The organism is Lacinutrix gracilariae (assembly GCF_042684485.1).
In the GTDB taxonomy this organism is placed as follows: Bacteria; Bacteroidota; Bacteroidia; order Flavobacteriales; family Flavobacteriaceae; genus Oceanihabitans; species Oceanihabitans gracilariae.
In genome coordinates this window covers 580,371-603,842 of the sequence record NZ_JBHULM010000011.1, presented here as the reverse complement: position 1 = coordinate 603,842, position 23,472 = coordinate 580,371, and the positions used below count along the sequence as shown (strand labels likewise).

Here is a 23,472-nt window from a genome sequence, read left to right as displayed (position 1 = left end):
TATTAAAAATAAACTCTAACAAAAGGAGACCATGCATTTGCATAAATACTTTTGTTATCATCATAGAGTAAATCGTACTTTACACCAATAGTTACATTTCGTGTTCTGTAACCAGCACCAACAAAAAGAGCAGGAGACCAATAGTTTTCATCGCTATAACTAGAATCATCAAAATTTCTGCTAACATTATTTTGTTCTAATTCACCAGAAATTTGTATTTCATTTATAGGGTTGTACAGTCCTATTATACTACCACCTATAATTGTAGATTTATATTTTCTTAAGGTGTTTTTGTTTCTTAAGTATGAACCGCTTAAACCAACACCAAGCGCAAAGGTATTATCAAATTGATAAATAGCACTAGGAGCTATTGTTGCACTAAAAATATTATTGCTTGTACTTAAACCAATTCCGCCACCAAAACGAACTTTTTGCCAAAATTCACTTTTTTGTTTCACATTATTATCTTGTGCTTTAGCAGATGTTGTGAAAACACAAACAAACACAAAAAAAACAATAATTTTATGGGCTAAAGAGTCAGATTTATTCATAATTACTAAAAATGTTAAATTATATGTTATAAATATAATAAAACTACATCTATTTTTAGTAAAAGTTGTATTTTTGAATAAATTTTGTTGAAGCTAGATTCTTTCAAAAAAAATAATGGATAAATATTCCTTTTTAAACGCAGCACATACAGCATACTTTGCTGAATTATACGACCAATATTTACAAAACCCTGACTCTGTAGAGCCAAGTTGGAGAGCCTTTTTTCAAGGTTACGACTTTGGTAGTGAAGACTATGGCATGGAAGGCGAAATTGTAGAAGGTGTTTCTGTTCAAATACCAGAACACGTTCAAAAAGAATTTCAAGTTGTAAAACTAATAGATGGTTACAGAACCAGAGGTCATTTGTTTACAAAAACAAACCCTGTAAGAGCAAGGCGGAAATATGCGCCAACGCTAGAAATTGAAAACTTTGGTCTGTCACAAGCAGATCTTAATACTGTTTTTAGTGCAGGAGAAACTTTAGGTATTGGAGCGCAAACACTTCATGAAATACGCAACCACTTAGAAGCTATTTATTGTAACTCTATTGGTATTGAGTATATGTACATTAGAAATGTAGCCCGTAAAGAATGGGTACAAAGTAAATTGAGTGTAAACGACAACCAGCCAAACTTTTCTGTAGACGAAAAAAAACACATACTTAAAAAATTAAACGAAGCAGTTTCTTTTGAAAGCTTTTTACATACTAAATATGTAGGTCAAAAACGTTTCTCTTTAGAAGGAGGAGAGTCTTTAATACCTGCATTAGATGCTTTAATTGAAAAAGCATCAGAGTATGATGTAAAAGAATTTGTAATGGGAATGGCACATCGTGGTCGTTTAAGTACACTTACAAATATTTTTGGTAAATCTGCTAAAGACATTTTTAGTGAGTTTGATGGTAAAGATTACGAACAAGAAATCTTTGATGGAGATGTAAAATATCACTTAGGTTGGACTAGTGATAGAATAACAGACGCAGGAAAAAAGATAAACCTAAATATTGCACCTAACCCTTCGCATTTAGAAACTGTAGGAGCAGTAGTAGAAGGTATTGCAAGAGCCAAACAAGACGATAAATATCCAGAAAACCCATCGCAAGTATTACCTATAGTAGTACATGGTGATGCTGCAATTGCAGGACAAGGTTTGGTATATGAAATTGTTCAAATGGCACAATTAGATGGTTACAAAACAAACGGAACCATTCATATTGTAGTTAATAACCAAATAGGTTTTACCACCAATTACTTAGATGCAAGATCAAGTACCTACTGTACAGATGTTGGTAAAGTAACACTTTCTCCAGTATTACACGTAAATGCAGATGATGCTGAAGCTGTAGTACATGCCGTTTTATTCGCGCTTCATTTTAGAATGAAATTTAAGCGTGATGTCTTTATCGATTTATTAGGATATAGAAAATACGGACATAATGAAGGTGATGAACCTAAATTTACTCAGCCTTTACTATATAAAGCAATTGCAAAACATAAAAATCCTAGAGATATTTATGCAGCAAAATTAATTGCTGAAGGGGTTATTGATAAATCTTATGTTACTAAATTAGAAGAAGATTATAAAAATTCTTTAGAAGAAAAATTAGAAGATTCTCGTAAAGATAAAACAACAGAAATTACACCATTTATGAGTAATGAATGGGTAGAATTTACTGCTGTACAAGAAGACGGAATGATGCAAACGGTAGATACTACCTATGCTAAAGAAGAATTAGCAAGAATAACTAAAGTGCTTGCTAACCTTCCAAAAGATAAAAAATTCATTCGTAAAATCTCTCGTCTTATCGAATCTAGACAAACCATGTTTGATGAAAACAGGTTAGATTGGGCAATGGCAGAACACTTAGCATACGGAACTCTTTTAGAAGAAGGATATGATGTTAGAATTTCTGGGCAAGATGTAGAAAGAGGTACATTCTCTCACAGACATGCCGTTGTAAAAGTAGAAGACAGCGAAGAAGAAATTATATTACACAATAATATAAGTGATACACAAGGAAAATTCTTTATTTACAACTCCTTGTTATCAGAATATGGTGTGGTAGGCTTTGACTATGGTTATGCTATGGCAAGCCCTAAAACACTAACCATTTGGGAAGCACAATTTGGAGACTTCAGTAATGGAGCACAAATTATGCTAGATCAATATATCTCTGCAGCAGAAGATAAATGGAAACTACAAAACGGTTTGGTAATGTTATTACCACATGGTTATGAAGGTCAAGGAGCAGAACACTCTTCTGCAAGAATGGAAAGATACTTGCAGCTTTGTGCTAAAGATAATATGTTTGTTGTAGACTGTACTACACCAGCAAATATGTACCATTTGTTACGTAAACAAATGAAAGCAGATTTTAGAAAACCTTTAATTGTATTTACTCCTAAAAGTTTATTACGTCATCCATTAGTAGTTTCTACTGTTGATGAATTAGCTAACGGAAGCTTCCAAATGCTAATAGATGATAAAAAAGCGAAAACCGATAAAGTAAAAACATTAGTTTTTGTAACCGGAAAGTTCTATTATGATTTATTAGAAGAACAAGAAAAGTTAGAAAGAGAGGATGTAGCTTTAGTACGTATAGAACAACTATTCCCATTACCAACACAAAATATTCGTGAGGTATTGAGTAAATATAAAAATGCAGACGATGTAGTTTGGGCACAAGAAGAACCAAGAAATATGGGTGCTTATAGTCATATGTTAATGCATTTAGACGAAGCCAAAACATTTAGAGTAGCAAGTAGAAGACCTTATGGTGCACCAGCAGCTGGTAGTTCTGTAAGATCTAAAAAACGTCATCAAGAAGTAATTGATTTCGTTTTTGATAAAACAAAAAATAATCAGAGATAATATAAAATAAAATTATAGAGCATGATTTTAGAAATGAAAGTTCCTTCACCAGGAGAATCTATTACAGAAGTAGAAATAGCAACATGGTTAGTTGAAGAAGGTGATTATGTAGAAAAAGACCAAGCTATTGCAGAAGTAGATAGCGACAAAGCAACTTTAGAACTTCCTGCAGAAGCAAGTGGTACTATTACCTTTAAAGCAGAAGAAGGAGACGCTGTTGCTGTAGGTGCAGTTGTATGTTTAATTGATACAAGTGCAGAAAAACCAGAAGGAGGAGCTGCAACAGAAGCGCCAGTAGCAGAAGCGCCTAAAGCCGAAGCACCAAAAGTAGAAACGCCTAAGGCTACTACCTATGCAACAGGTACAGCAAGTCCTGCAGCAAAAAAGATTTTAGCTGAAAAAGGTATGGCTGCTGCTGCTGTTACAGGAACAGGTAAAGCTGGTAGAGTAACCAAAGAAGATGCTGTAAAAGCAGTACCATCTATGGGAACACCAACAGGAGGATCTCGAGGAGAATCACGTTCTAAATTATCTATGTTACGTCGTAAAGTAGCTGAGCGTTTAGTGGAGGTGAAAAATACTACAGCAATGTTAACTACGTTTAACGAAGCGAACATGACGCCAATTTTTGAGTTACGTAAACAATATAAAGACGACTTTAAAGCAAAACACGGCGTTGGTTTAGGATTTATGAGTTTCTTTACGCTTGCAGTGGTTAGAGCTTTAAAAATGTATCCAGCAGTAAACTCTATGATGGATGGTAAAGAAATGATCTCTTTTGATTTTTGTGATATTAGTATTGCTGTATCAGGACCTAAAGGTTTAATGGTTCCTGTAATTAGAAATGCTGAAAACTTAACCTTTAGAGGTGTTGAGTCTGAAGTAAAACGTTTAGCGCTTCGTGCTAGAGATGGACAAATTACTGTAGATGAAATGACAGGTGGTACATTTACCATTACTAATGGTGGTGTTTTTGGTAGTATGTTATCTACACCAATTATTAACCCTCCTCAAAGTGGAATTTTAGGTATGCACAATATCATTGAAAGACCAATTGCTGTAGATGGTAAAGTGGAAATTCACCCAATGATGTATTTAGCATTATCTTATGACCATAGAATTATTGATGGTAAAGAGTCTGTTGGTTTCTTAGTAGCTATTAAAGAAGCGCTTGAAAACCCAGTAGAATTGTTAATGAATAACGATATCAAGAAAGCTTTAGAAATGTAAGATTTTTAAAGAATAAAAAAAAAGCGCAATTTTTATAAAATTGCGCTTTTTTTTTGATGCATAACTACAAGTAAACTACAAGATATTTACAAAAACATTAACTAAAATAACGGTAACAATTAGAATGACTAAACCAGCAATTAGTAGTTTGTTTGTAAAATTTAATTTGTTTTCCATTTCAAGAGTATTTTCCATTTTCTTTTCTAATTAATTACTGTAGTTTTTTAATTGTACAGTAGGTTAGTTTATAAGTTGTTGATAAATAGCTTTGTAAATATACTATAGATAAGAGTTTTAAAAAATACGTAGTTATACGTATTTTTTTACAAAAACAGTATTGCGTATTTTTTCTTACAAAACGTTGTAAGTGTTTGGCTCTCTAGTGTTTATTGGGTTTTGAATTGCAAAATGAGGAATTTAGGTGCTGTATTTAAAAAAATACAAAAGCGTAGTATAGGCTTTTTATGTACGTAATTGTTTACAAAACACTACTAATAGGAAACCCTATAAAAAACGAAAACCCTACATGGTAACCAAGTAGAGTTTTCTTGCAAAAATAATTTTCCCTAAAAACTAATTAATAGCATAGTGTAAAGGTAGAGTAAGTTGTAGAAATAAAAAATACGTAGTTCTACGTAATTTTAATATATAAGAAGTTAATAAATAAAGGCTCTGGTTTATTTAAAACCAGAGCCTTTAACAATTCTCCCTAAGAACCGATTAATAGCACTATAAAGGTAAGTGCTTTTATTCAAATAAAAAATACGTAGTTCTACGTAATTTTAAAAGAAAGTATATGGTTAAAAACGCGTAAAGACTCTAGCGAAAAAAAACACTAGAGCCTTTAAAAGTTCCCCTTATAACTGATTTAATAGCGATGTAAATTTACGCCATGTTAAGGATAAAAAAAATACGTAGTTCTACGTATTTTTTTAAAAGTAATCTTTATTTAGTCCTGCCCATATAGAAAGCGCAGTAGGTTTATTGTCCAATTTTAATTTGGCAACTATATTAGAACGATGCTTTTCAATAGTTCTAACAGATATATAAAGGTCGTCTGCAATTTCTTGACTAGTCATGTTTTTAGCTATAAGCATCACTATTTTTTTTTCAGACTTAGTAAGGTTTTCTAGTACACTTTTAGTGTTGTTAGATTCCGATTTGTTGAGGTAGTTAGCAATTTCTTCACTAAAGTAAGGCTCATTCATTTCTACATGTGCAATACAGGTTTCAATTTCTTCAATGGCAAACTCTTTTAATATATAACCATATATACCAAGTGCTTTTGCTTTGTCAAAAATTTCCTCTTCCTTATCAAAAGTGATTAAGATTATTTTTGTTTCAATATTGTTCTTCTTACACTTTTCGGCTATTTCTAAACCAGTCATATGTGGCATTCTTATATCTAAAAGTGCAATGTCTGGCTTTTCTTTTATAATAAGATTGTATGCCGCTTGTCCGTCTGTAGCGCTTCCTAGTATATTAAATCCTTTAGAACTTAAAAAATCTTGAATGCCTCGAAGCATTAATGGATGATCATCTGCTATTATTATAGAAGTATTCATTGGTTATGGAGAAAGTGATGGTTGCTATTACTTGTAAAAGTAAGAAAACTAAACAGTAAATCAGATTTTTTTAAGGTATAAATACTTCTTTTCGTAATCTATTATTCCTTTTCCTTTTTTTAAAATATCAGCTCCTATAATGCCATCTACAGGTTTTGAATTATGATTTATTAAAGCGGTATTTACATGTGTTAAATTAAATAGAATTAAAGCGACTTTATTTTTTTTCCACTTCCCAATTTTTAATTGGTTCTTTTTAGAGATTTGGGTTTGCATATCTGTAGCTCCTGCACCAGCAGCTTTAATTTCAGAATCTTTGGCTTTTAGTTTAAAGGTTTCAATGCCTTCAAAACCTACACAAGAACTAGATGCTCCTGTGTCTAGTATAAAAAGCCCTTTAATGCCATTAATACTTGCTTTAATTTCAAAATGATTGGTTTTGGTGAGATGTAACTTGATTTTGGTATACCCTTTTTTTTGTAAGAAATCTTTAAGTGGTAAATCTTTTATATCATCCATGTGTTTTTCTTTTTCTTCGTATCAAAAATACAATAAATACAAGTGTCACAATGCCAATGAAATAATAAATAATGTGTAAATCTTGCTTTGCAGTACTAAGGTTTCCGTAGTAAACAAAAGCACTCCAATAATAAGGTGACTTTTTTAGGTTGCTAATAGCATTGTCCTTTAAGTAGCTTAGTTTAGACTGTCTATTGGCATAACTAGCCGATGCTGAAGGTGTATAGGTTTTGTAAAAACGATGCATCAGTTCTGATGTAGAAGCATCATTTATTTGCCATAAAGAGAACAAAATATTTTTTGCACCTGCATACTGAAAGCCTCTAGCAATACTCATAGCGCCTTCGCCTTTTTGCAGTTTTCCTACACCTGTTTCACAAGCACTTAAAACCACAAGTTTTGGGTGTATATTTAAACTATACAGCTCATTTAAAAGCATTGGTGCATCATAAAAAGCAATATTGGCAGGATGTATAAAATCGCCACTTGTTGCATGTGTTGATAAATGCAAAACACTATAATCTGAAATAGAATCTATAAAGCTCTTTTTTGTTGCTGCAGCATGTATTAATAGTGTGGCTTCTGTATTGTTTTTTATGGCTTTGGCTTCAGCAATAGAATAGGTCAGTGGTTGGTTGGTGTTTTCAAAAACAGGAAAAACACCCAACACATTGGTTTCTTTTGTTTGTGATTGAGGCAACAGATAAAAAGCTATACTAGAGTTATACACTACGTTTTGTGTTGTAACCAAAAAAGGCATCTTACTAAAGTTTGTGGTACTGGTTTGCTGACTTAGTAATGCTTCAAAAGGCACAAAATTTAAAAGTCCGTCAGGAATAATAATTAGGTTTTTACTCGAAGCCGTTTCTTTAATATGTAGTAAGTTATAAATAGTATGTGCTTGATGCGTAAATGCGTTTATATTATTATTTATAGCAGCAGCATTATCAAATAGGTGAATAAAGTCTGTAAGCGATTTTTTGGTAGTTGCTTCTAAGTTAATTTTAATAAAATCAATATGATTGGCAGAAATAATAAATGGATAGATAGCTTGGTTTCCATAAAAATAAGCAACAAGCGTGGCATTATCTGTTTTTAACTGCTCTTGAACTTTATGAATGTTTACTGTGTTTTGCGCATTAGGAAACTTACGTTCTATCTTCTTTTTTACTGTTTTTAAAGCAATACTTATATCTAAAAGTTGTTTGTTTAAACTATCATTTTTAACGGTTTCATAGCCAAGTTGCTTTTTAATAAGCGTGCTTGTTAGTTGTTCTTGTTGTTTTAAAAGTTGTTGCTCTTTAAGCAGTAAGCTGTCTTTAGGAAATTGCTCTAATAAAGACTGTTTGCTATAGTTATCTTTTAAAATAGCTGCTTTGTTTTTTTCAGCATACTGCAATGCGCGATAAAAAACATCTGTAGAAGCAGTGTTTTTATACAGTTTAAAAAGGAGTTCAATACAATGCTCACTACGTATTCTGTTGCTAACTTGATTGGCTATTTTAGCTTCTTGAGATGTTATGTTTTTTGTAAGCAAATGAGATACATGAAAACTCAGGTCGTAATAGGTTAATGCTTTTTCTGCATTAGGCTGTAGTCTTGCTAAAAAATCAAAAATATCTATAAAAGTATTTTCGGTATATAAACTTGAAGGTTCAGGAATACTATTCCTTTTATGATTAGGAAGTAAAAGTTGTAAAGCTGCTTGTAAATTGTTGTTGGCAGTATCAAAATCATGCAATACATAATGTAATTGTGCTTCTTCTAAATGGCGTTTTGCTAATTGACGTCTGGATAAAGTATCTCTTTTGGTAAATGCTTTGGTAGCATTAAAGTGTTTTAAAGCAGATTTGTAATCCTTATTTTTTAATGCAAGTTCATACGCTATTTGGTGTTGGTTATACAGCGTGTTTGCATTTGGAAGAATAATATCATTAGCTACTAAACCTTTGTTTAATGCAATAGTACTAGTAGCCTCTAAGCGTTCTAATTTTTCTTTCTGTTTTGCTTGTATTGTGGTAATTTGTTGCGCTTGCTTTGTTAGAGTTAAAACCGATGCATGTTTTCCTAAAGATTGATATAATGCAGATAGGTTAATCATTCCAGCTACTTGCTGTGTTTGATTATTAGTAGCTTTTGCAATAGTTATATATTGCTTAATCGTGTTTTCGGCATTGGTATAATCGTTGGTTTTGGTATATAGGTTTCCTAAAGGTTTTAAGCAGTATTCAATGATGTCATAATCAGAAATAGTCTGAATATTGAAATGGGTATAACGTCTCCAGGCTTCTTCATAAGAAGTTATTGCTTCATGTTGTTTATTGGTTTCTTTTAAATAAAAACCTTTGTTACACAATAAAAAAACAAAGGCAAGTTGTTCTTCTTTAGTAGAAATAATGTTTTTAAAAAGCGCTTCTTGATGGTTTAGTTTTTCAAACGCTAACGGCGTTTTATTTGCAATAAAGTGTTCTGTAGCTGTGTAAATTTGTTCTTCTAAATTCTGCGAAATAGAAGTAAAACAAATAAAAAAGAAAAGTACAGATAACGTTTTTTTCATCCGATTAAAATTTCCAAATAGCGTATAACTGCAAATAATTAAAATCTTCTTTAAAGTTTAGTACGTAACGAGCACCTACACTTGGACCAATGCGAGAAAAACCAGCTGTGACATCAAATAATAATCCTGTTTTAAAATTGGTAAAAGACTCTGAAGTGTCAGAATTTGTTTCATAGGTTTCAAAAATAGGAGCATCAGGACTGCTGCCTTCATAGTTTTCTACCAATTGCGATTGTGATGCTTTTTCGTTTATGCTAAGCATACCTTGTAGTCCAGCGCCAATACCAATAAAGTTATTTATGTTATAGCGCATGAGTATGGGTATTTCCCAATCTATATTTTTATAACTCGTATTGGTGGTGGTACGTTGCAAAAACTCAAAACCTTGCGGACCATCTACTATAGCTTCTTGCACTGTTGTTTCGTCTTTATAATGATGAAAACTATTTAAAAGCTCTACTTGCCAATACCAACGATACGATTTATAAGGAGATAATGTAGCTCCAAAAAAGTAGCTTTCAGAATCTTTTAAATCGGAAAAAGAATTATAACCCGCTTTAACACCAACAGATAAACCAGGAACAAAACGTGTTGTAGAATAGTTGGTGATAATGGGATCGTTTTTATCAAAAATAATAGCGGTTCTACTTTTGGTTTTCTTTTTATGAAAATCTTTAGCAAACTTGATGGTGTATTTTACAAAACCTTTGGTAGAGTCGTACTCCTTTACATTTTTTTGTTCGCTTCCAGGAAGGTAAATATTCTTAAAAGTAAATATGGCTTGAGTATCTGTAAAAGTAGTATCTAAGCAACTGTATTGTACTTCTTCTTTGGGACAAATTTTACATTTTGGGTACATGTCTTTTACCGCAATAGTAGATTTGTCTAACATCTCTGGAATATCCGTTTCTAAACGGATGGTTCTTGCAGGACCTTCGCCATTATTTTGAAATTTAATTTTGTATTTTAAAGTTTTAAAGCGCACCAATCTATAATTCATTAAGGTGCCATTGCTAGACATCTTGTTAGGATCATGTGAAGTAACAATTTCCATTTCCATGTCTTTTACTTTATGGTTGTCATAGTTGGCATCCGGAATATAAACACCACGTATAGAAATAATCGCACTCGTATCTTTTAGCATCTCTGGAGGTGTTTTCATAGTAAAGAATAAGTTACGTTCTTCATTTGGAGCCATATTGTCAAATTCAAAAAGATTCCAATCTTTATAATATGCCTTAGACTCTTCCAGTGTTAAAGGAAGGTTGGTTTTTATGGTTGTGTCTTGTGGTTTGGCTTTTAATTGAAGTATACTATTTTCAGTAGAAGCGAGTAAGGTGTTTTCAAAATCATCAATAGAATAGGTGTATGCAAAATCATTAGTTTCTATTTGTTTTTCATCATGATGGGTTCTTATGTCACTCACCTCAAAATTATTGGCTTTATATTTTTGCTCGTTGTAAAACAGATAAAGTTTGCCATTGGTGTTGTAGTTTAAATAATTTCGGTAACTCATAACAACCGCTATTTCTTCTTCAGGCATAGGTTCTCTATTGCGTTGTAAAGTAAAATCTTCGGTCATAGAAGCTTCATCATGAGTAGAAGCATCTACTTGAGATACTTTAATTTTTTTAGGCCTTGTTGTAGGTGGTTTTCCGGTATCGTAATTATTTGTTGCCCAAAGTTTAATAGCATAATCACCAGGAGCTTTATACCTGTGCTTCGGATTTTTTTCTTTACTGTAAGTACCATCGCCAAACTCCCAATAGTAGGTGTAGAATGCTTTTGGTGCACCAGCTATTTGTTGTAATGCAGGTGTTTCTGGTGTAAATTGTATGTCAGTTCCCTCTACTTGATGCTTTATGGTTGCTATTCTTGAAATAGAATCCTTGCTGTTGTTTTCTTGCGCATAAAGTGAAAAAAAACAATAAAAAAAAGCAAAAGTAGTGTATAGCGTTTTCATAAAGAGGAGGTTATGGTTACTGCTAAAATACAAAAAGCGACGGCATTTATTGCCGCCACTTTTATCAAGGTTAAATTAAGGCAGATTATTTATGATTGTAGTAAGTTCTGCTTCCGTTGCAATATCTGTTTCTGAAATGGAAAATGTTATGATATCGTTTTCAGCAATAGTCACTGCTTTTATGGCGTATCTCCAATTACCAGCTTCTTCGGTTACAAAAATTAAATGACATTCTAAACCTATAGGAATTTGTCCGTAGTGCTCGCTAAACAATTCATCAATTGGGTCATAAGAGTCTAGATGTGCTAATCCTGAATCTTCACCATCATAAGACAAGTAAATGGCACTGTTGGTGTTATCATAGCCTTCAGGAACAGCAGCTTTAATGGTAGTTTTTGGTCTTGGGTCGTTATAAAATTTGTCTATGTTTGTCCAACCGAACGCTCCAAAAAAAGCGTAGTATTGTGATCCTTCTGTAAAAACACCATTTTCACCTTGTCCATCAGGACCGTTATCCATTTCGTCCCAAGCAAGGTCTCCATTTTCATCTATAAACCCAGTCCAAAGAATCATATTATTATCTGGTGTGCCAGTTAAACTAGCAGGTACAAGTAGTTGTAAAGGGCAGTTGGTTTCTAGTGTTACACCATCTTGAGTGGCTTCTAGAAAAAATTCTCCACCTGAAATTAAAAGAGCCTTTTCTCCGCCTGGCATAATTCCCATAGTAGGCTTGTTAGTAGTAAGCATATGGCCTTTTTGAAACAGCTCGATATATTCTAAATCAACTATTCCTGTAACTGGGTTTCCATTTTTGGTTAAACAGTTTCCGTTAATAGAAATACTAACTCCGTTATTAGATGTTAAATTTATATTCCCATCATCTGCATTAAACTGAAAGCTTTGCGTTACATTTTCTAGGGCTTGTTCTCTAATACTTTCAAATTCTTGTGAGGTTGGTGTATTGCTGCTTACATAATTAGGCTCTCCATCATCATTAGGATTACAGCTGCTTAATAGGGCAAGGGTTAGCAAAGTACCAAAAGTTATTTTTAAAGTTTTGCTCATAGCATTTAAGGTGTTTACATACTTGTGAAGTTGTTTTGAAATTTTCATAATAAATAGGTTTTTATATTCGTATTCATTTTTAAATAAACAGGCTAAACGTTTTGTTACCTGTATGTTGTTAAAGATTGTCTATTGTCTAGGCTGACTAAAAATTATTTTTTTAGTGATAATGTCTCCAGATGCAACCAATTGTATCATTTTATCTGCATGCTTTTCTGAAGAAGAATATCCTTTAGCATAGCCTTTATTGCTTGTTACTTCCCAGAAGTAAACTCTCTTTTTATTGTTTTTTGCTTCGTAATCTAGCATAAAGAAGCTTTCTACTTTTTTCTCTATAATAATTTCTCCCTTGCTTACTAGTGTAATCATATAGTTAGCATGTGCTAGGTTTAGTGATGTACCTGAATAAACACCTTTGTTTGTTTTTACAGACCAATCATAAATTTTTACAATATTGTCTTTTGTAATTGCTACAGTTTCTTTGTAGGTGTTAGGTATGTTTGTTTCATTGGTAGCATTCACATTTAAAAAGGCAAAAACTACAGTGACGATAATTAAAATGGAATTTTTCATGATTTTAATGTTTTTGAGTTTTAATAATTTCTTTTTTTTAGTGTAACCTTTTTGTTGTTACACCCTTATATCAAAACCGTTTTAAATTTGTTACCCTTTTAATAGAAAGTTTTTTTACTTTAGTAGAAAATACAAGGGTTCATGAGCCAAAAAAAAATTCACGAAGATCAAAAATATGTTGACGGGTTAGTGCAAAACAATGCATTTATCATACAAGCAATCTATGATAAGTTTGCGCCAAAAGTGGTTAATTATATTAAACAGAATAGTGGAGATGCTTCTAGAGCTCAAGATGTAATTCAAGAGACTATAATTACTATATATAACCAAGCAAATGAAAAAGGTCTGCAATTAACATGTCCTTTTGATGCTTATTTTTTCTTGCTGTGCAAACGCAAATGGTTAAATCAATTAAAAAAAACAGGTAATAAAGAGGTAACAATTAATGAAGAAGTGTTATCTAAAGATGACGACGCTCAAGAACTTGCTTTTGAAACAAGCTTATTTGAACAACAGCACAACTTGTTTACAGAAATGTTTCAAAAGTTAGGGAAAGCTTGTAAAGATTTGCTTAAAACTTCTTTTAAAATAAAATCTATGGAAGAAGTTGCTAAAAGTTTAGGAGTAAGCTATGCTTATGCTAGAAAAAAGAAATCCTTATGTATTGGCAAACTAACTAAAATGGTTCAAGAGTCACCAGCGTATAACAACCTAAAATCGTAACCATGCAAGAACAAGATTATATCACTTTTGAAGCCTATCTTTCTAGAGCATTACCTCTTGAGGAGCAAATGGAATTTCAAAAACGTCTTCAAGAAGATGAAGCTTATAAATTAGCTTTTGAAACGTATAAAGAGGCGTCTGGTTTTTTAGAGCATAATTTTAAAAACGAAGAAAAAAATAAGGCTTTTAAAGCTAACCTAGAAAAGGTTTCTAAGAGCTATTTTAATAAACAAGAAGCACCAAAAGGAAAACGCATACAACCTTGGTATTACTCAGTAGCTATTGCAGCAATTCTTGTAATAGGATTTTTTATTAAACAGCAATTTTCAAGTCCTGTTTATAGTGATTTTGCAAACTACGAAACCATAAGCCTAACGGTTAGAGGTGCGCAAAGCAATATGCTAAATAAAGCAGAAACAGCATTTAATGCTAAAAACTATAAAGATGCCGAAGCATATTTTACAGCGCTTATAAAATTAGATTCTAATAATTTAGAGCTTCAATTGTATCAAGCAGTATCTCTGGTAGAATTAGATGCTTTTAAGGAAGCAGATGCTATTTTTATGAAAATAATAAACTCTCCTTCCGTCTATAATAACAAAGCAAAATGGTATTTAGCATTAAGTAAATTAAAGCAAGAAGATACCAATGCTTGTTTAAACGTATTACAGAGCATACCAGAAGATGCTGATGATTATAAGCAAGCCCAAAAACTTATAAAAAAGTTAGATTAAGGATATTGTAGAAATAGTATTGAAAAAGGCATCAGGTTGCTGATGACTTTTTTACTTTTGCTTTATGATAATTACAGATACACATACCCATTTATATAGTGACGCTTTTGATGCAGATAGAGCAGAAATGATTCAACGTGCTATTGATAATAAGGTCACTCGTTTTTTTATTCCAGCTATAGATTCCTCATATACACAGTCTATGTTGCAGTTAGAACAAGATTTTCCCGATCATGTTTTTTTAATGATGGGTTTACATCCTACTTCTGTAAAAGATAATTATAAGGAAGAACTTGCGCATGTAGAAGAAATGTTAGCCAAAAGAAAATTTGTTGCTGTAGGCGAAATTGGTATTGATTTATATTGGGATACAAGTACATTAGCCATACAACAAGAAGCTTTTAGATATCAAATACAACTAGCAAAAAAGTATAAATTACCTATTGTCATTCATTGTAGAGAAGCTTTCAATGAAATTTTTGATATTTTAGAAGAAGAAAAAGGAGAAGACCTTTTCGGAATTTTTCATTGCTTCACAGGAACACTAGAACAAGCACATCAAGCCATTTCTTATAATATGAAACTTGGTATTGGCGGAGTAGCAACTTTTAAAAATGGTAAAATAGATCAGTTTTTAAATGAAATAGACTTAAAACATATTGTTTTAGAAACCGATTCGCCATACCTAGCACCAAAACCATATCGAGGAAAAAGAAATGAAAGTGGTTATATTATTAAGGTGTTAGAAAAACTGGCTGAAATTTATAGCGTTTCACAAGAAGAAGTTGCAGCTATTACTACACAAAATTCAAAAGAAATATTTAGCCTTTAATATATGTCTATTACAAAACCTAACATACTTTTAATTTATACAGGAGGAACTATAGGAATGATAAAAGATTCTAAAACAGGAGCCTTACGTGCTTTTGATTTTAGTAATTTATCTAAAAGAATTCCAGAGCTTAATCTGTTAGATTGTGATATTCAAACCATTTCTTTTGAAGAACCTATAGATTCTAGTAATATGAATCTTCAATATTGGGCGCAAATAGCTACTATTATTGAAGAAAATTATAGCAAGTTTGATGGTTTTGTAGTTTTACATGGTAGTGATACTATGAGTTATACAGCGTCTGCACTTAGTTTTATGTTAGAAAACTTAGGCAAACCTGTGATATTTACAGGATCTCAATTACCAATAGGTGATTTGCGTACAGATGCCAAAGAAAACTTAATTACCTCTATACAAATAGCATCATTACAAGAAAATAACAAACCGGTTATACAAGAAGTAGGTTTGTATTTTGAGTATAAACTATACAGAGCCAATAGAACAACAAAAATAAACGCAGAACATTTTGAAGCTTTTGCATCTTTAAATTATCCAGACCTTGCAGAATCTGGAGTACATTTAAAAGTAAACAATGAGTGTTTGTTAAGACCTAAAAAAGCAAGCAAGCTAAAAGTGTTTAAAGATTTTAATGAAAACATAGCTTTAGTAAAATTATTTCCAGGTATTTCCAAAGCACTTTTAGAGTCTATTTTTAATACAGAAAATTTAAAAGGAATTATTTTAGAAACCTATGGAGCGGGAAACTGTACCACAGAAAATTGGTTTATAGAATTGTTAGAACAAACAATAAAAAAAGGAATACATATAATAAATGTAACCCAATGTTCTGGAGGAAGTGTGGCAATGGGACAGTATGAAACCAGCGAAAAGCTAAAAAATATAGGAATTATCTCCGGAAAAGACATAACTACAGAGGCTGCTATTTGTAAATTGATGTATTTATTAGGCCGAAAAATCATGCCTAAAACATTCAAAATCACCTTTGAAACTCCATTACGTGGAGAAATGGCTTAAAATTAACTTTCAAAATTTTAACAACTAAACTTTTTTTTGTTATTTGAGCCACTGTAATAAAAGGTAAAAAAATACAGAGAGGTGGCCGAGTGGTCGAAGGCGCACGCCTGGAAAGTGTGTATACCTCAAAAGGGTATCGAGGGTTCGAATCCCTTCCTCTCTGCTTAAGAATTTTTGTAAACGAACTGGAAAATTCTTTTGTAGTATTATATTTATAAGGAGGTATGAATTCCATGTTTCCTAGGGTATAACTGTTTTTTTTTATTTTTTAATTGCAATTTTTTTATATCTTTAACACTTTAACTAATAAAATTAAGATCAAGAACAAATGAAAAGATTATTTTCAATTCTAGCCATAGTATGTTTTATGGCATTCGGAACAGTAAATGCAACTACAAATGCAAGTGCTATTGCAACTACAGTTGTAACAGCTCAAGATGATGCGGCAGATGCAGCAACAGTTGAATCAGAAGGATTTCACCAAGAACTTAAAACACGTTTTATAGAAGGTGGACCAGGGTTTATGGGAATCGTATTATTATGTTTAATTCTTGGATTAGCTATCGCTATTGAAAGAATTATCTTTTTAAACTTATCAACAACAAACACAAAAAAATTAACGCAAAATGTAGAAGATGCATTACAATCTGGTGGTTTAGATGCTGCTAAAGAGGTATGTAGAAATACAAAAGGACCTGTTGCTTCTATTTTCTATCAAGGATTAGATAGAGCAGATGGTGACCTAGAAGCTGCTGAAAAAGCTGTTGTAGCTTATGGTGGTGTACAAATGGGGCAATTAGAGAAAAACGTATCTTGGATTTCTTTATTTATTGCATTAGCGCCAATGTTAGGGTTCATGGGAACTGTAATTGGTATGATTCAAGCCTTCGATAAAATTGAAGCAGCTGGTGATATGCAACCTTCATTAGTAGCAGGTGGTATTAAAGTAGCACTTTTAACAACAGTATTTGGATTAGTAGTAGCAATTATTCTTCAAATTTTTTACAATTACATTATTGCAAAAATTGATAGTATCGTTAATGACATGGAAGACTCTTCTATTAACTTAATGGATATGTTATCAAAATATAAGAAGTAATACTAACTAATTCTAATTTTAAATAATATTATGAATTCACAAAAAATAATTACCATAATAGCTGGAGTAGTTGGTGTAATAGCCATGTTCTTCCTAATTAGAATTATTGGAGTAGGTGATGAAGCCATTAAAGCTGGAGAATCTGATGCTATCGTTAATACATTTATGTATATAGCGTACATTATATTAGGTTTAATACTAGTTTTAGTAGTACTATTTACATTAAAAAATATATTTACCAATAAAGACACATTAAAGAGTACTTTAATGAGTGTTGGTGCTTTTTTAGCTGTAGGTTTAATTTGTTACTTTCTAGCAACAGGAGTAGAAACACCAATGAAAGATGGTGAAGTTCTTACTGCTAGCGATTCTAAATTAGTAGGAGCTGGATTATACATGTTCTACGCACTTGCTATTATAGCAGTAGGATCTATGTTATTCTCTGGAATTAAAAAAATGATTAAATAAAATGGCAAAAAGAGCAGCACCAGAAGTTAATGCAGGATCCATGGCTGATATCGCCTTCTTGCTCCTCATTTTCTTCTTAGTAACCACAACAATTGAAACAGATTCTGGTTTAAACAGAAAGCTTCCTCCTATGGAAGAGTCTGATCAAGATGTGATTATTAAAGAAAAAAACATTTTCCAATTAGAGGTGAATAGAAACAATCAGTTGTTTTTAAAAACTGGAGGAGAGGAAAAGGTGATTGAAATAAAAGATTTACGCGCATCTGCAGTAACTTTTCTAGATAATGGAGGAGGAACAGGAGACGATGCTTGTAAATATTGCCAAGGGAAAAAAGACCCAAGGTCATCTGATAATTTTGATAAAGCTATTATTTCTTTACAAAATGACAGAGCCACTAAGTATGACACATATATAGCAGTACAAAATGAAATTATTGCTGCTTATAATGAGTTAAGAAATAGAGAATTTAAAAGAGCGTTTCCTAGTTTAGATATGAACTTTGTGGAGGCAGAAAAAGCATATTCTGATCCAAGAACAACTCCTGGAACCAAAGCAAAGCTAAAAGAAAAATTAGAAGAAATTAAAACTTTAGTACCTCAAAAATTCTCAGAAGCAGAGCCGAAGTCTAATTAGATAAAAAATTTATATATGTCTAAATTTAAAAAGAAAAAAGGAGGCGAAATGCCAGCAGTAAATACAGCGTCTTTACCAGATATTGTATTCATGCTGTTATTCTTTTTCATGGTGGCTACTGTTATGAGACAAAACACCTTAATGATTGAGAATAAATTACCACAAGCGGATCAAATTGAAAAATTAGATAAAAAGAGTTTGGTAATGTATATTTATGCTGGTAAACCAAGTACCAACTATAAAAGTCAATATGGTAGCGAAGCAAGAATTCAGTTAAATGATAAGTTTGCCGACGTTAGTGATATTGCTGCATTTATAGCTGCAGAAAGAGCTTCTAAAAGAGAAGAAGAAGTTCCTTTTTTAACTACTGCTTTAAAAGTAGATAGTGATGCTAATATGGGACTGGTAACAGATATTAAGCAAGAATTGCGTAAAGTAAACGCATTAAAAATTAATTATACAACTAGAAAAGGTAATGCCTTAGAAGGTTTAAAACAATAATTATAAATCTTAATTTTATTAAAAGGCGTTTTGAGAAATCATAACGCCTTTTTTTATATACAATGAAAAATAAACTTCTACTTTTAATGCTTCTGTTTACGGTTGGTTATGCTTTTTCACAAGAAGAAGAAAACTTAACTACTGCTGTAGACTCTTTATATAAAGAAGATCAGTTTTATATTGGTGCTACATATAACCTACTTGTAAATAGACCAAGCGGAGTTTCGCAAAGTGGCTTTTCTAGTGGTTTTCACTTAGGTTTTATTAAAGATATGCCTATTAATACTAGACGTAATGTAGCCATTGGTTTAGGTTTGGGGCTTTCTACCAATTCTTTTAACCAAAACCTGTTAATTGATAAAGATAGTAATGATAATTATACCTACACGGTTTTAGATGACAGCGAAACATCGTATTCTAAAAACAAGTTTACCACCTATATGGTTGAAATGCCTTTAGAGTTTAGATGGCGAACTTCAACAGCTGCAGAGTATAAGTTTTGGAGAATTTATACAGGTTTAAAGTTAGGGTATATAATTGCAAATTCTTCTAAGTTTAATGGTGATACTACCATTAAGAATACTAATATTTCAGATTTCAATAAATTGCAATATGGTTTTACTTTAAGTGCTGGTTACAATACCTGGAACCTTCATTTTTATTACGCACTAAATACCATATTTAATAAAGATGCTCAAATGGATGGAGCTTCTTTAGATTTGCATGCCCTTAAGTTGGGTTTAATGCTTTATATTCTTTAAGTAAGCCAGTAATTTAATAAGGTAAGTTGCGGTAAAAAGCCAATACAAAATCCTACTATTAATTCTACATAGTTATGGGCTTTTAAGTGTAATCTAGAAGTAGCAATAGCTCCTGTAATTATTGCCATTAATGCTAATGTACCATTAATATTAATGCCAAAGTGTAGACTTAGCGCTATGTAAAACATAAATACACCAGAAACAGCTATCATATGTATGCTTGCTTTAAATTTTAGAATAGCTAGAATGAAGCAAGTAAGATTAGATAGTAATACACCTATAAAAAAATAATAAAGCTCTATAACCTCACTAGGAGGAAAAACACGCTTTACAATTAAATAAATAATTATACAGTTAAGCCCTAAAGGTAATATACGCTCTTTAGCAGATCTTAAATAGATACTGTGGGTTTTACCTATAGTTTTTAATAAGTAATAAATAAGTATAGGCAGTATAATGGTTAATATAGAAATAGATACAAGTTTGGCTTGTATAATTTCCGTAGGTATAAACCTAGGCGATTTTGAGAAGTAAAAAATCACACCAAGTAATGGCATGATTAAAGGGTGAAAAATAAACGATATGCTTTTTAAAATGTAATTCATTAAATCTTCTTACGCAATCTTGCCACAGGAATATCTAATTGTTCTCTATATTTAGCCACAGTACGTCTAGCAATTGGGTAGCCTTTTTCTTTTAGTATTTTAGCTAAAGCTTCATCTGTTAAAGGTTTCTTTTTGCTTTCTTCTTCAATAACCGTTTCTAGTATTTTTTTAATTTCTCTAGTAGAAACTTCTTCTCCTTTATCATTAGTCATAGACTCACTAAAGAACTCTTTTATTAATTTAGTACCATAAGGTGTGTCTACATATTTACTGTTTGCCACGCGCGAAACTGTTGAAACATCCATTTCAATTTCATCTGCAATATCTTTTAAAATCATTGGTTTTAGCTTGCGCTCATCACCTGTTAAAAAATATTCTTTTTGGTAATGCATGATAGAACTCATGGTAACAAAAAGGGTTTGTTGGCGTTGCTTAATAGCTTCAATAAACCATTTTGCGGCATCTAGTTTCTGCTTTATAAACATCACCGCATCTTTTTGCGACTTGCTTTTTTCTTTCGTGTCTTTATAGCCTTTAAGCATATTGTTATACTCTCTAGACACATGAAGCTCTGGTGCGTTTCTTCCGTTTAAGGTAAGTTCTAGTTCGCCATTTACAATCTTGATGGCAAAATCAGGTACTACGTGTTCTACAATTCGGTTATTTCCTGCATAGCTTCCTCCTGGCTTAGGATTTAAGCGTTCAATTTCATGAATAGCATCTTTAAGCTGTATCTCGGTTATATCAAACTTTTGTAAGAGCTTTTTGTAGTGCTTTTTGGTAAATTGTTCAAAAGCATTGTCAATGATATTTGTAGCTAATGCCACATCTGGATGCTGTTCTTTTCTATGTAATTGTATAGATAAGCATTCTTTTAAATTTCTAGCTCCAACTCCTGCAGGATCTAGTTGGTGTACAATTTTTAGTACGTTTTCTATTTTTTCTTCTGTGGTAAATACGTTTTGGGTAAAGGCTAAATCATCCATAATATCAGATAATTCTCTGCGTATATAACCACTTTCATCTACACTACCTACAAGAAATTCTGCAATATCACGTTCTTCATCACTTAGTCTATAAGTGTTTAGTTGGTTTACTAAATGTTGTGTAAAAGAGGTTCCAGCAGCATAAGGCATTGTTTTTTCCTCATCATCTGCACTGTAGTTATTTGCTTGGGTTCTATAATCTGGTACTTCATCATCACTTAAATACTCATCTACATTAATATCTCCAGTATCTATAGTTTCATTATCATCATATTCATCATTAGAATTATCGAAATCGTCATCAAAGTCACTTTCTTTCTCTTCTTTACCACCTTCAAGCGCAGGGTTTTCTTCTAATTCTTGCTTTAAACGTTGTTCAAAAGCTTGCGTAGGCAACTGTATCAATTTCATTAATTGAATTTGTTGTGGCGACAATTTTTGCGATAATTTAAACTGTAAATATTGTTTAAGCATTGTTATATTATAATTTTACCATTGTATTGTTTTGAAATTTCTGTAAAAGAAATGGTTTTCTTTCTTTACACAGGTAACAAAAAGTAAGGTATAGCCTTAATTATTGCTGCTTTTTATACTTGCATTTAATATACAAAAAGATAGTAGAGTTAAAAATAAAAAAAACAATCTAGATTATGAGTAATCTAGATTGTTTTAATTAAAATATTTTAAACGAAGCAAGTATTCCTGTTCGTTAGTTTATGTGTATTTACTTTGTTACTAATACAAATTGCAACAAATAAATAGTTTAAAATTCAGCGTTTTGTGGTGTTCTTGGGTAAGGTATTACGTCACGAATGTTTGTCATTCCTGTTGCAAACATTACTAAACGTTCAAAACCTAAACCAAATCCTGAGTGTACTGCTGTACCATATTTACGTAAGTCTAAATACCACCAAAGTTCTTCTTCAGGAATATCAAGTGCAGCCATTTTTTCTTTTAATACTTCTAAACGTTCTTCACGTTGGCTACCACCAACCATTTCTCCAATTCCTGGAAAAAGAATATCCATAGCACGTACGGTTCTACCATCTTCATTTAAACGCATGTAAAACGCTTTAATGTTTGCAGGATAATCAAATAAGATTACAGGACATTTAAAGTGTTTTTCTACTAAGAAACGCTCGTGTTCACTTTGTAAATCTGCTCCCCATTCCTTAATAATATAATTGAACTTTTTCTTTTTATTAGGTTTAGAGTTTTTAAGTATATCTATTGCTTCGGTATAACTTACACGCTTAAAGTTGTTATCGATTACGAATTTTAATTTTTCAATTAAACTCATTTCACTTCGCTCTGCTTGCGGTTTTGTTTTTTCTTCGTCTAATAAACGTTTTTCTAAAAACTCTAAGTCTTCTCTATTGTTTTCTAGAATATAGCTTAAAACCGATTTCATAAAATCTTCGGCTAGATCCATATTACCAGCTAAATCCATAAAGGCAACTTCTGGTTCTATCATCCAAAATTCAGATAAGTGTCTTGAGGTATTAGAGTTTTCTGCTCTAAACGTTGGTCCAAAAGTATATACTTTACCAAGAGACATGGCGTAGGTTTCTGCTTCTAATTGCCCAGAAACTGTTAAGTTGGTTTCGTTACCAAAAAAGTCTTCTTTAAAATCTACCTTACCATCCTCTGTTAGTGGAGGGTTTTCAGCATCTAGATTTGTTACTCTAAACATTTCACCAGCTCCTTCTGCATCACTACCTGTAATAATTGGTGTGTGCATGTAGTAAAAGCCGTTTTCATTAAAGTATTTATGTATGGCAAAAGATAAGCTAGAACGTAAACGCATTACAGCACTAAAAGTATTGGTACGTGTGCGTAAGTGCGCATTTTCACGTAAAAACTCAAAAGAGTGTTTTTTAGGTTGAATTGGGTAGGTTTCAGGATCAGAGTCACCAAGAATTTCTATGCTAGTAACAGCAACTTCTACTTTTTGACCTTTACCTTGGCTTTCTACCAATTCTCCTTTTATATGTACTGCAGCTCCTGTTGTTATTCTTTTAAGTGTTTCTTCGCTAGTATTTTCAAAATCTACAACACATTGTATGTTATTTATTGTAGAGCCATCATTTAAGGCAATAAAACGGTTAGCACGAAAGGTTCTAACCCAACCTTTAATTTCTATTTCAAGACCAAATTGGTCTTTTGCTAATAATTGAGAAACTGTGTAAGTGTTCATTG

The 23,472-nt window shown here is 32.1% G+C and carries 21 protein-coding genes and 1 tRNA gene; 12 read left to right on the top strand and 10 right to left on the bottom strand.

The features are described from left to right. Positions 1-2: 2 nt before the first annotated feature. A complete protein-coding gene (locus ACFSSB_RS09790) occupies positions 3-551 on the bottom strand; it encodes an alpha-ketoglutarate decarboxylase (protein ID WP_379903657.1) in 549 nt (182 codons plus the stop codon). Between the two features lie 115 nt (positions 552-666). Here ACFSSB_RS09790 and ACFSSB_RS09785 point away from each other — a divergent pair, with 115 nt between their 5' ends. Both ACFSSB_RS09785 and odhB read left to right on the top strand, forming a co-directional pair. After that, positions 667-3,423 (top strand): 2-oxoglutarate dehydrogenase E1 component, encoded by a 2,757-nt coding sequence (locus tag ACFSSB_RS09785; protein WP_379903655.1) that lies wholly within the window; start codon positions 667-669, stop codon positions 3,421-3,423. A gap of 21 nt (positions 3,424-3,444) precedes the next feature. Beyond that, the gene (odhB, locus tag ACFSSB_RS09780; protein ID WP_379903653.1) at positions 3,445-4,653 is read left to right on the top strand and encodes a 2-oxoglutarate dehydrogenase complex dihydrolipoyllysine-residue succinyltransferase; all 1,209 of its coding nucleotides are present in this window, start codon (positions 3,445-3,447) and stop codon (positions 4,651-4,653) included. Between the two features lie 932 nt (positions 4,654-5,585). On the opposite strand, the gene ACFSSB_RS09775 is transcribed toward odhB, so the two are convergent. The 6 genes from ACFSSB_RS09775 to ACFSSB_RS09750 form a co-directional block, all read right to left on the bottom strand. After that, complete coding sequence (locus ACFSSB_RS09775; protein ID WP_379903651.1) at positions 5,586-6,218, bottom strand: response regulator; 633 nt, start codon at positions 6,216-6,218, stop codon at positions 5,586-5,588. Positions 6,219-6,278: 60 nt separating this feature from the next. Beyond that, positions 6,279-6,737: a retropepsin-like aspartic protease family protein gene (locus tag ACFSSB_RS09770; protein ID WP_379903649.1), complete on the bottom strand. Its 459-nt coding sequence runs from the start codon at positions 6,735-6,737 to the stop codon at positions 6,279-6,281. Further along, a complete protein-coding gene (locus tag ACFSSB_RS09765) occupies positions 6,730-9,294 on the bottom strand; it encodes a CHAT domain-containing protein (protein WP_379903647.1) in 2,565 nt (854 codons plus the stop codon). The genes ACFSSB_RS09770 and ACFSSB_RS09765 overlap by 8 nt, the downstream gene beginning before the upstream one ends. 4 nt (positions 9,295-9,298) lie before the next feature. Next, on the bottom strand, positions 9,299-11,257 hold the full coding sequence (locus tag ACFSSB_RS09760; protein WP_379903645.1) for a PKD domain-containing protein: 1,959 nt from the start codon (positions 11,255-11,257) through the stop codon (positions 9,299-9,301). A gap of 75 nt (positions 11,258-11,332) precedes the next feature. Beyond that, positions 11,333-12,370: a hypothetical protein gene (locus ACFSSB_RS09755; protein WP_379903643.1), complete on the bottom strand. Its 1,038-nt coding sequence runs from the start codon at positions 12,368-12,370 to the stop codon at positions 11,333-11,335. 81 nt (positions 12,371-12,451) lie between these two features. Continuing rightward, positions 12,452-12,895, bottom strand: a complete 444-nt coding sequence (locus ACFSSB_RS09750; protein WP_379903641.1) for a hypothetical protein — start codon at positions 12,893-12,895, stop codon at positions 12,452-12,454. Between the two features lie 141 nt (positions 12,896-13,036). Here ACFSSB_RS09750 and ACFSSB_RS09745 point away from each other — a divergent pair, with 141 nt between their 5' ends. The 10 genes from ACFSSB_RS09745 (at position 13,037) to ACFSSB_RS09700 (ending at position 19,682) form a co-directional block, all read left to right on the top strand. Further along, on the top strand, positions 13,037-13,618 hold the full coding sequence (locus ACFSSB_RS09745; RefSeq protein ID WP_379903639.1) for an RNA polymerase sigma factor: 582 nt from the start codon (positions 13,037-13,039) through the stop codon (positions 13,616-13,618). 2 nt (positions 13,619-13,620) lie between these two features. After that, positions 13,621-14,352 (top strand): hypothetical protein, encoded by a 732-nt coding sequence (locus tag ACFSSB_RS09740; RefSeq protein WP_379903637.1) that lies wholly within the window; start codon positions 13,621-13,623, stop codon positions 14,350-14,352. A 64-nt stretch (positions 14,353-14,416) separates the two neighbouring features. Further along, positions 14,417-15,184, top strand: coding sequence for a TatD family hydrolase (locus tag ACFSSB_RS09735; protein WP_379903635.1), 768 nt, complete (start codon positions 14,417-14,419; stop codon positions 15,182-15,184). A 3-nt stretch (positions 15,185-15,187) separates the two neighbouring features. Continuing rightward, positions 15,188-16,219, top strand: a complete 1,032-nt coding sequence (locus ACFSSB_RS09730) for an asparaginase (RefSeq protein ID WP_379903633.1) — start codon at positions 15,188-15,190, stop codon at positions 16,217-16,219. 75 nt (positions 16,220-16,294) lie between these two features. Beyond that, positions 16,295-16,382 (top strand) — tRNA-Ser (locus tag ACFSSB_RS09725). A 165-nt stretch (positions 16,383-16,547) separates the two neighbouring features. Beyond that, a complete protein-coding gene (locus ACFSSB_RS09720) occupies positions 16,548-17,318 on the top strand; it encodes a MotA/TolQ/ExbB proton channel family protein (RefSeq protein WP_215965946.1) in 771 nt (256 codons plus the stop codon). 30 nt (positions 17,319-17,348) lie between these two features. Beyond that, positions 17,349-17,786: a hypothetical protein gene (locus tag ACFSSB_RS09715; RefSeq protein WP_379903630.1), complete on the top strand. Its 438-nt coding sequence runs from the start codon at positions 17,349-17,351 to the stop codon at positions 17,784-17,786. Position 17,787: 1 nt separating this feature from the next. After that, positions 17,788-18,420 carry an ExbD/TolR family protein gene (locus tag ACFSSB_RS09710; protein ID WP_379903628.1) on the top strand — a complete coding sequence of 211 codons (633 nt, stop codon included), beginning with the start codon at positions 17,788-17,790 and terminating at the stop codon, positions 18,418-18,420. Between the two features lie 15 nt (positions 18,421-18,435). After that, positions 18,436-18,921 carry an ExbD/TolR family protein gene (locus tag ACFSSB_RS09705; protein WP_379903626.1) on the top strand — a complete coding sequence of 162 codons (486 nt, stop codon included), beginning with the start codon at positions 18,436-18,438 and terminating at the stop codon, positions 18,919-18,921. A 62-nt stretch (positions 18,922-18,983) separates the two neighbouring features. Then, positions 18,984-19,682, top strand: a complete 699-nt coding sequence (locus tag ACFSSB_RS09700; RefSeq protein WP_379903624.1) for a porin family protein — start codon at positions 18,984-18,986, stop codon at positions 19,680-19,682. On the opposite strand, the gene ACFSSB_RS09695 is transcribed toward ACFSSB_RS09700, so the two are convergent. From ACFSSB_RS09695 to asnS, 3 genes are all read right to left on the bottom strand, one after another. Continuing rightward, the gene (locus ACFSSB_RS09695) at positions 19,679-20,287 is read right to left on the bottom strand and encodes a hypothetical protein (RefSeq protein WP_379903622.1); all 609 of its coding nucleotides are present in this window, start codon (positions 20,285-20,287) and stop codon (positions 19,679-19,681) included. The two genes, ACFSSB_RS09700 and ACFSSB_RS09695, sit on opposite strands and share 4 nt — an antisense overlap. Continuing rightward, a complete protein-coding gene (gene rpoN, locus ACFSSB_RS09690) occupies positions 20,287-21,747 on the bottom strand; it encodes an RNA polymerase factor sigma-54 (protein ID WP_379903620.1) in 1,461 nt (486 codons plus the stop codon). Before rpoN ends, ACFSSB_RS09695 begins: the two co-directional genes overlap by 1 nt. Before the next feature lie 289 nt (positions 21,748-22,036). Further along, positions 22,037-23,470, bottom strand: coding sequence for an asparagine--tRNA ligase (asnS, locus tag ACFSSB_RS09685; protein WP_379903618.1), 1,434 nt, complete (start codon positions 23,468-23,470; stop codon positions 22,037-22,039). Positions 23,471-23,472: the final 2 nt, after the last annotated feature.

Coding starts and splice junctions, on each gene's coding strand:
- ACFSSB_RS09790 (WP_379903657.1), bottom strand. CDS start 551: ATGAATAAATCTGACTCTTTAGCCCATAAAATTATTGTTTTTTTTGTG.
- ACFSSB_RS09785 (WP_379903655.1), top strand. CDS start 667: ATGGATAAATATTCCTTTTTAAACGCAGCACATACAGCATACTTTGCT.
- odhB (WP_379903653.1), top strand. CDS start 3,445: ATGATTTTAGAAATGAAAGTTCCTTCACCAGGAGAATCTATTACAGAA.
- ACFSSB_RS09775 (WP_379903651.1), bottom strand. CDS start 6,218: ATGAATACTTCTATAATAATAGCAGATGATCATCCATTAATGCTTCGA.
- ACFSSB_RS09770 (WP_379903649.1), bottom strand. CDS start 6,737: ATGGATGATATAAAAGATTTACCACTTAAAGATTTCTTACAAAAAAAA.
- ACFSSB_RS09765 (WP_379903647.1), bottom strand. CDS start 9,294: ATGAAAAAAACGTTATCTGTACTTTTCTTTTTTATTTGTTTTACTTCT.
- ACFSSB_RS09760 (WP_379903645.1), bottom strand. CDS start 11,257: ATGAAAACGCTATACACTACTTTTGCTTTTTTTTATTGTTTTTTTTCA.
- ACFSSB_RS09755 (WP_379903643.1), bottom strand. CDS start 12,370: ATGAAAATTTCAAAACAACTTCACAAGTATGTAAACACCTTAAATGCT.
- ACFSSB_RS09750 (WP_379903641.1), bottom strand. CDS start 12,895: ATGAAAAATTCCATTTTAATTATCGTCACTGTAGTTTTTGCCTTTTTA.
- ACFSSB_RS09745 (WP_379903639.1), top strand. CDS start 13,037: ATGAGCCAAAAAAAAATTCACGAAGATCAAAAATATGTTGACGGGTTA.
- ACFSSB_RS09740 (WP_379903637.1), top strand. CDS start 13,621: ATGCAAGAACAAGATTATATCACTTTTGAAGCCTATCTTTCTAGAGCA.
- ACFSSB_RS09735 (WP_379903635.1), top strand. CDS start 14,417: ATGATAATTACAGATACACATACCCATTTATATAGTGACGCTTTTGAT.
- ACFSSB_RS09730 (WP_379903633.1), top strand. CDS start 15,188: ATGTCTATTACAAAACCTAACATACTTTTAATTTATACAGGAGGAACT.
- ACFSSB_RS09720 (WP_215965946.1), top strand. CDS start 16,548: ATGAAAAGATTATTTTCAATTCTAGCCATAGTATGTTTTATGGCATTC.
- ACFSSB_RS09715 (WP_379903630.1), top strand. CDS start 17,349: ATGAATTCACAAAAAATAATTACCATAATAGCTGGAGTAGTTGGTGTA.
- ACFSSB_RS09710 (WP_379903628.1), top strand. CDS start 17,788: ATGGCAAAAAGAGCAGCACCAGAAGTTAATGCAGGATCCATGGCTGAT.
- ACFSSB_RS09705 (WP_379903626.1), top strand. CDS start 18,436: ATGTCTAAATTTAAAAAGAAAAAAGGAGGCGAAATGCCAGCAGTAAAT.
- ACFSSB_RS09700 (WP_379903624.1), top strand. CDS start 18,984: ATGAAAAATAAACTTCTACTTTTAATGCTTCTGTTTACGGTTGGTTAT.
- ACFSSB_RS09695 (WP_379903622.1), bottom strand. CDS start 20,287: ATGAATTACATTTTAAAAAGCATATCGTTTATTTTTCACCCTTTAATC.
- rpoN (WP_379903620.1), bottom strand. CDS start 21,747: ATGCTTAAACAATATTTACAGTTTAAATTATCGCAAAAATTGTCGCCA.
- asnS (WP_379903618.1), bottom strand. CDS start 23,470: ATGAACACTTACACAGTTTCTCAATTATTAGCAAAAGACCAATTTGGT.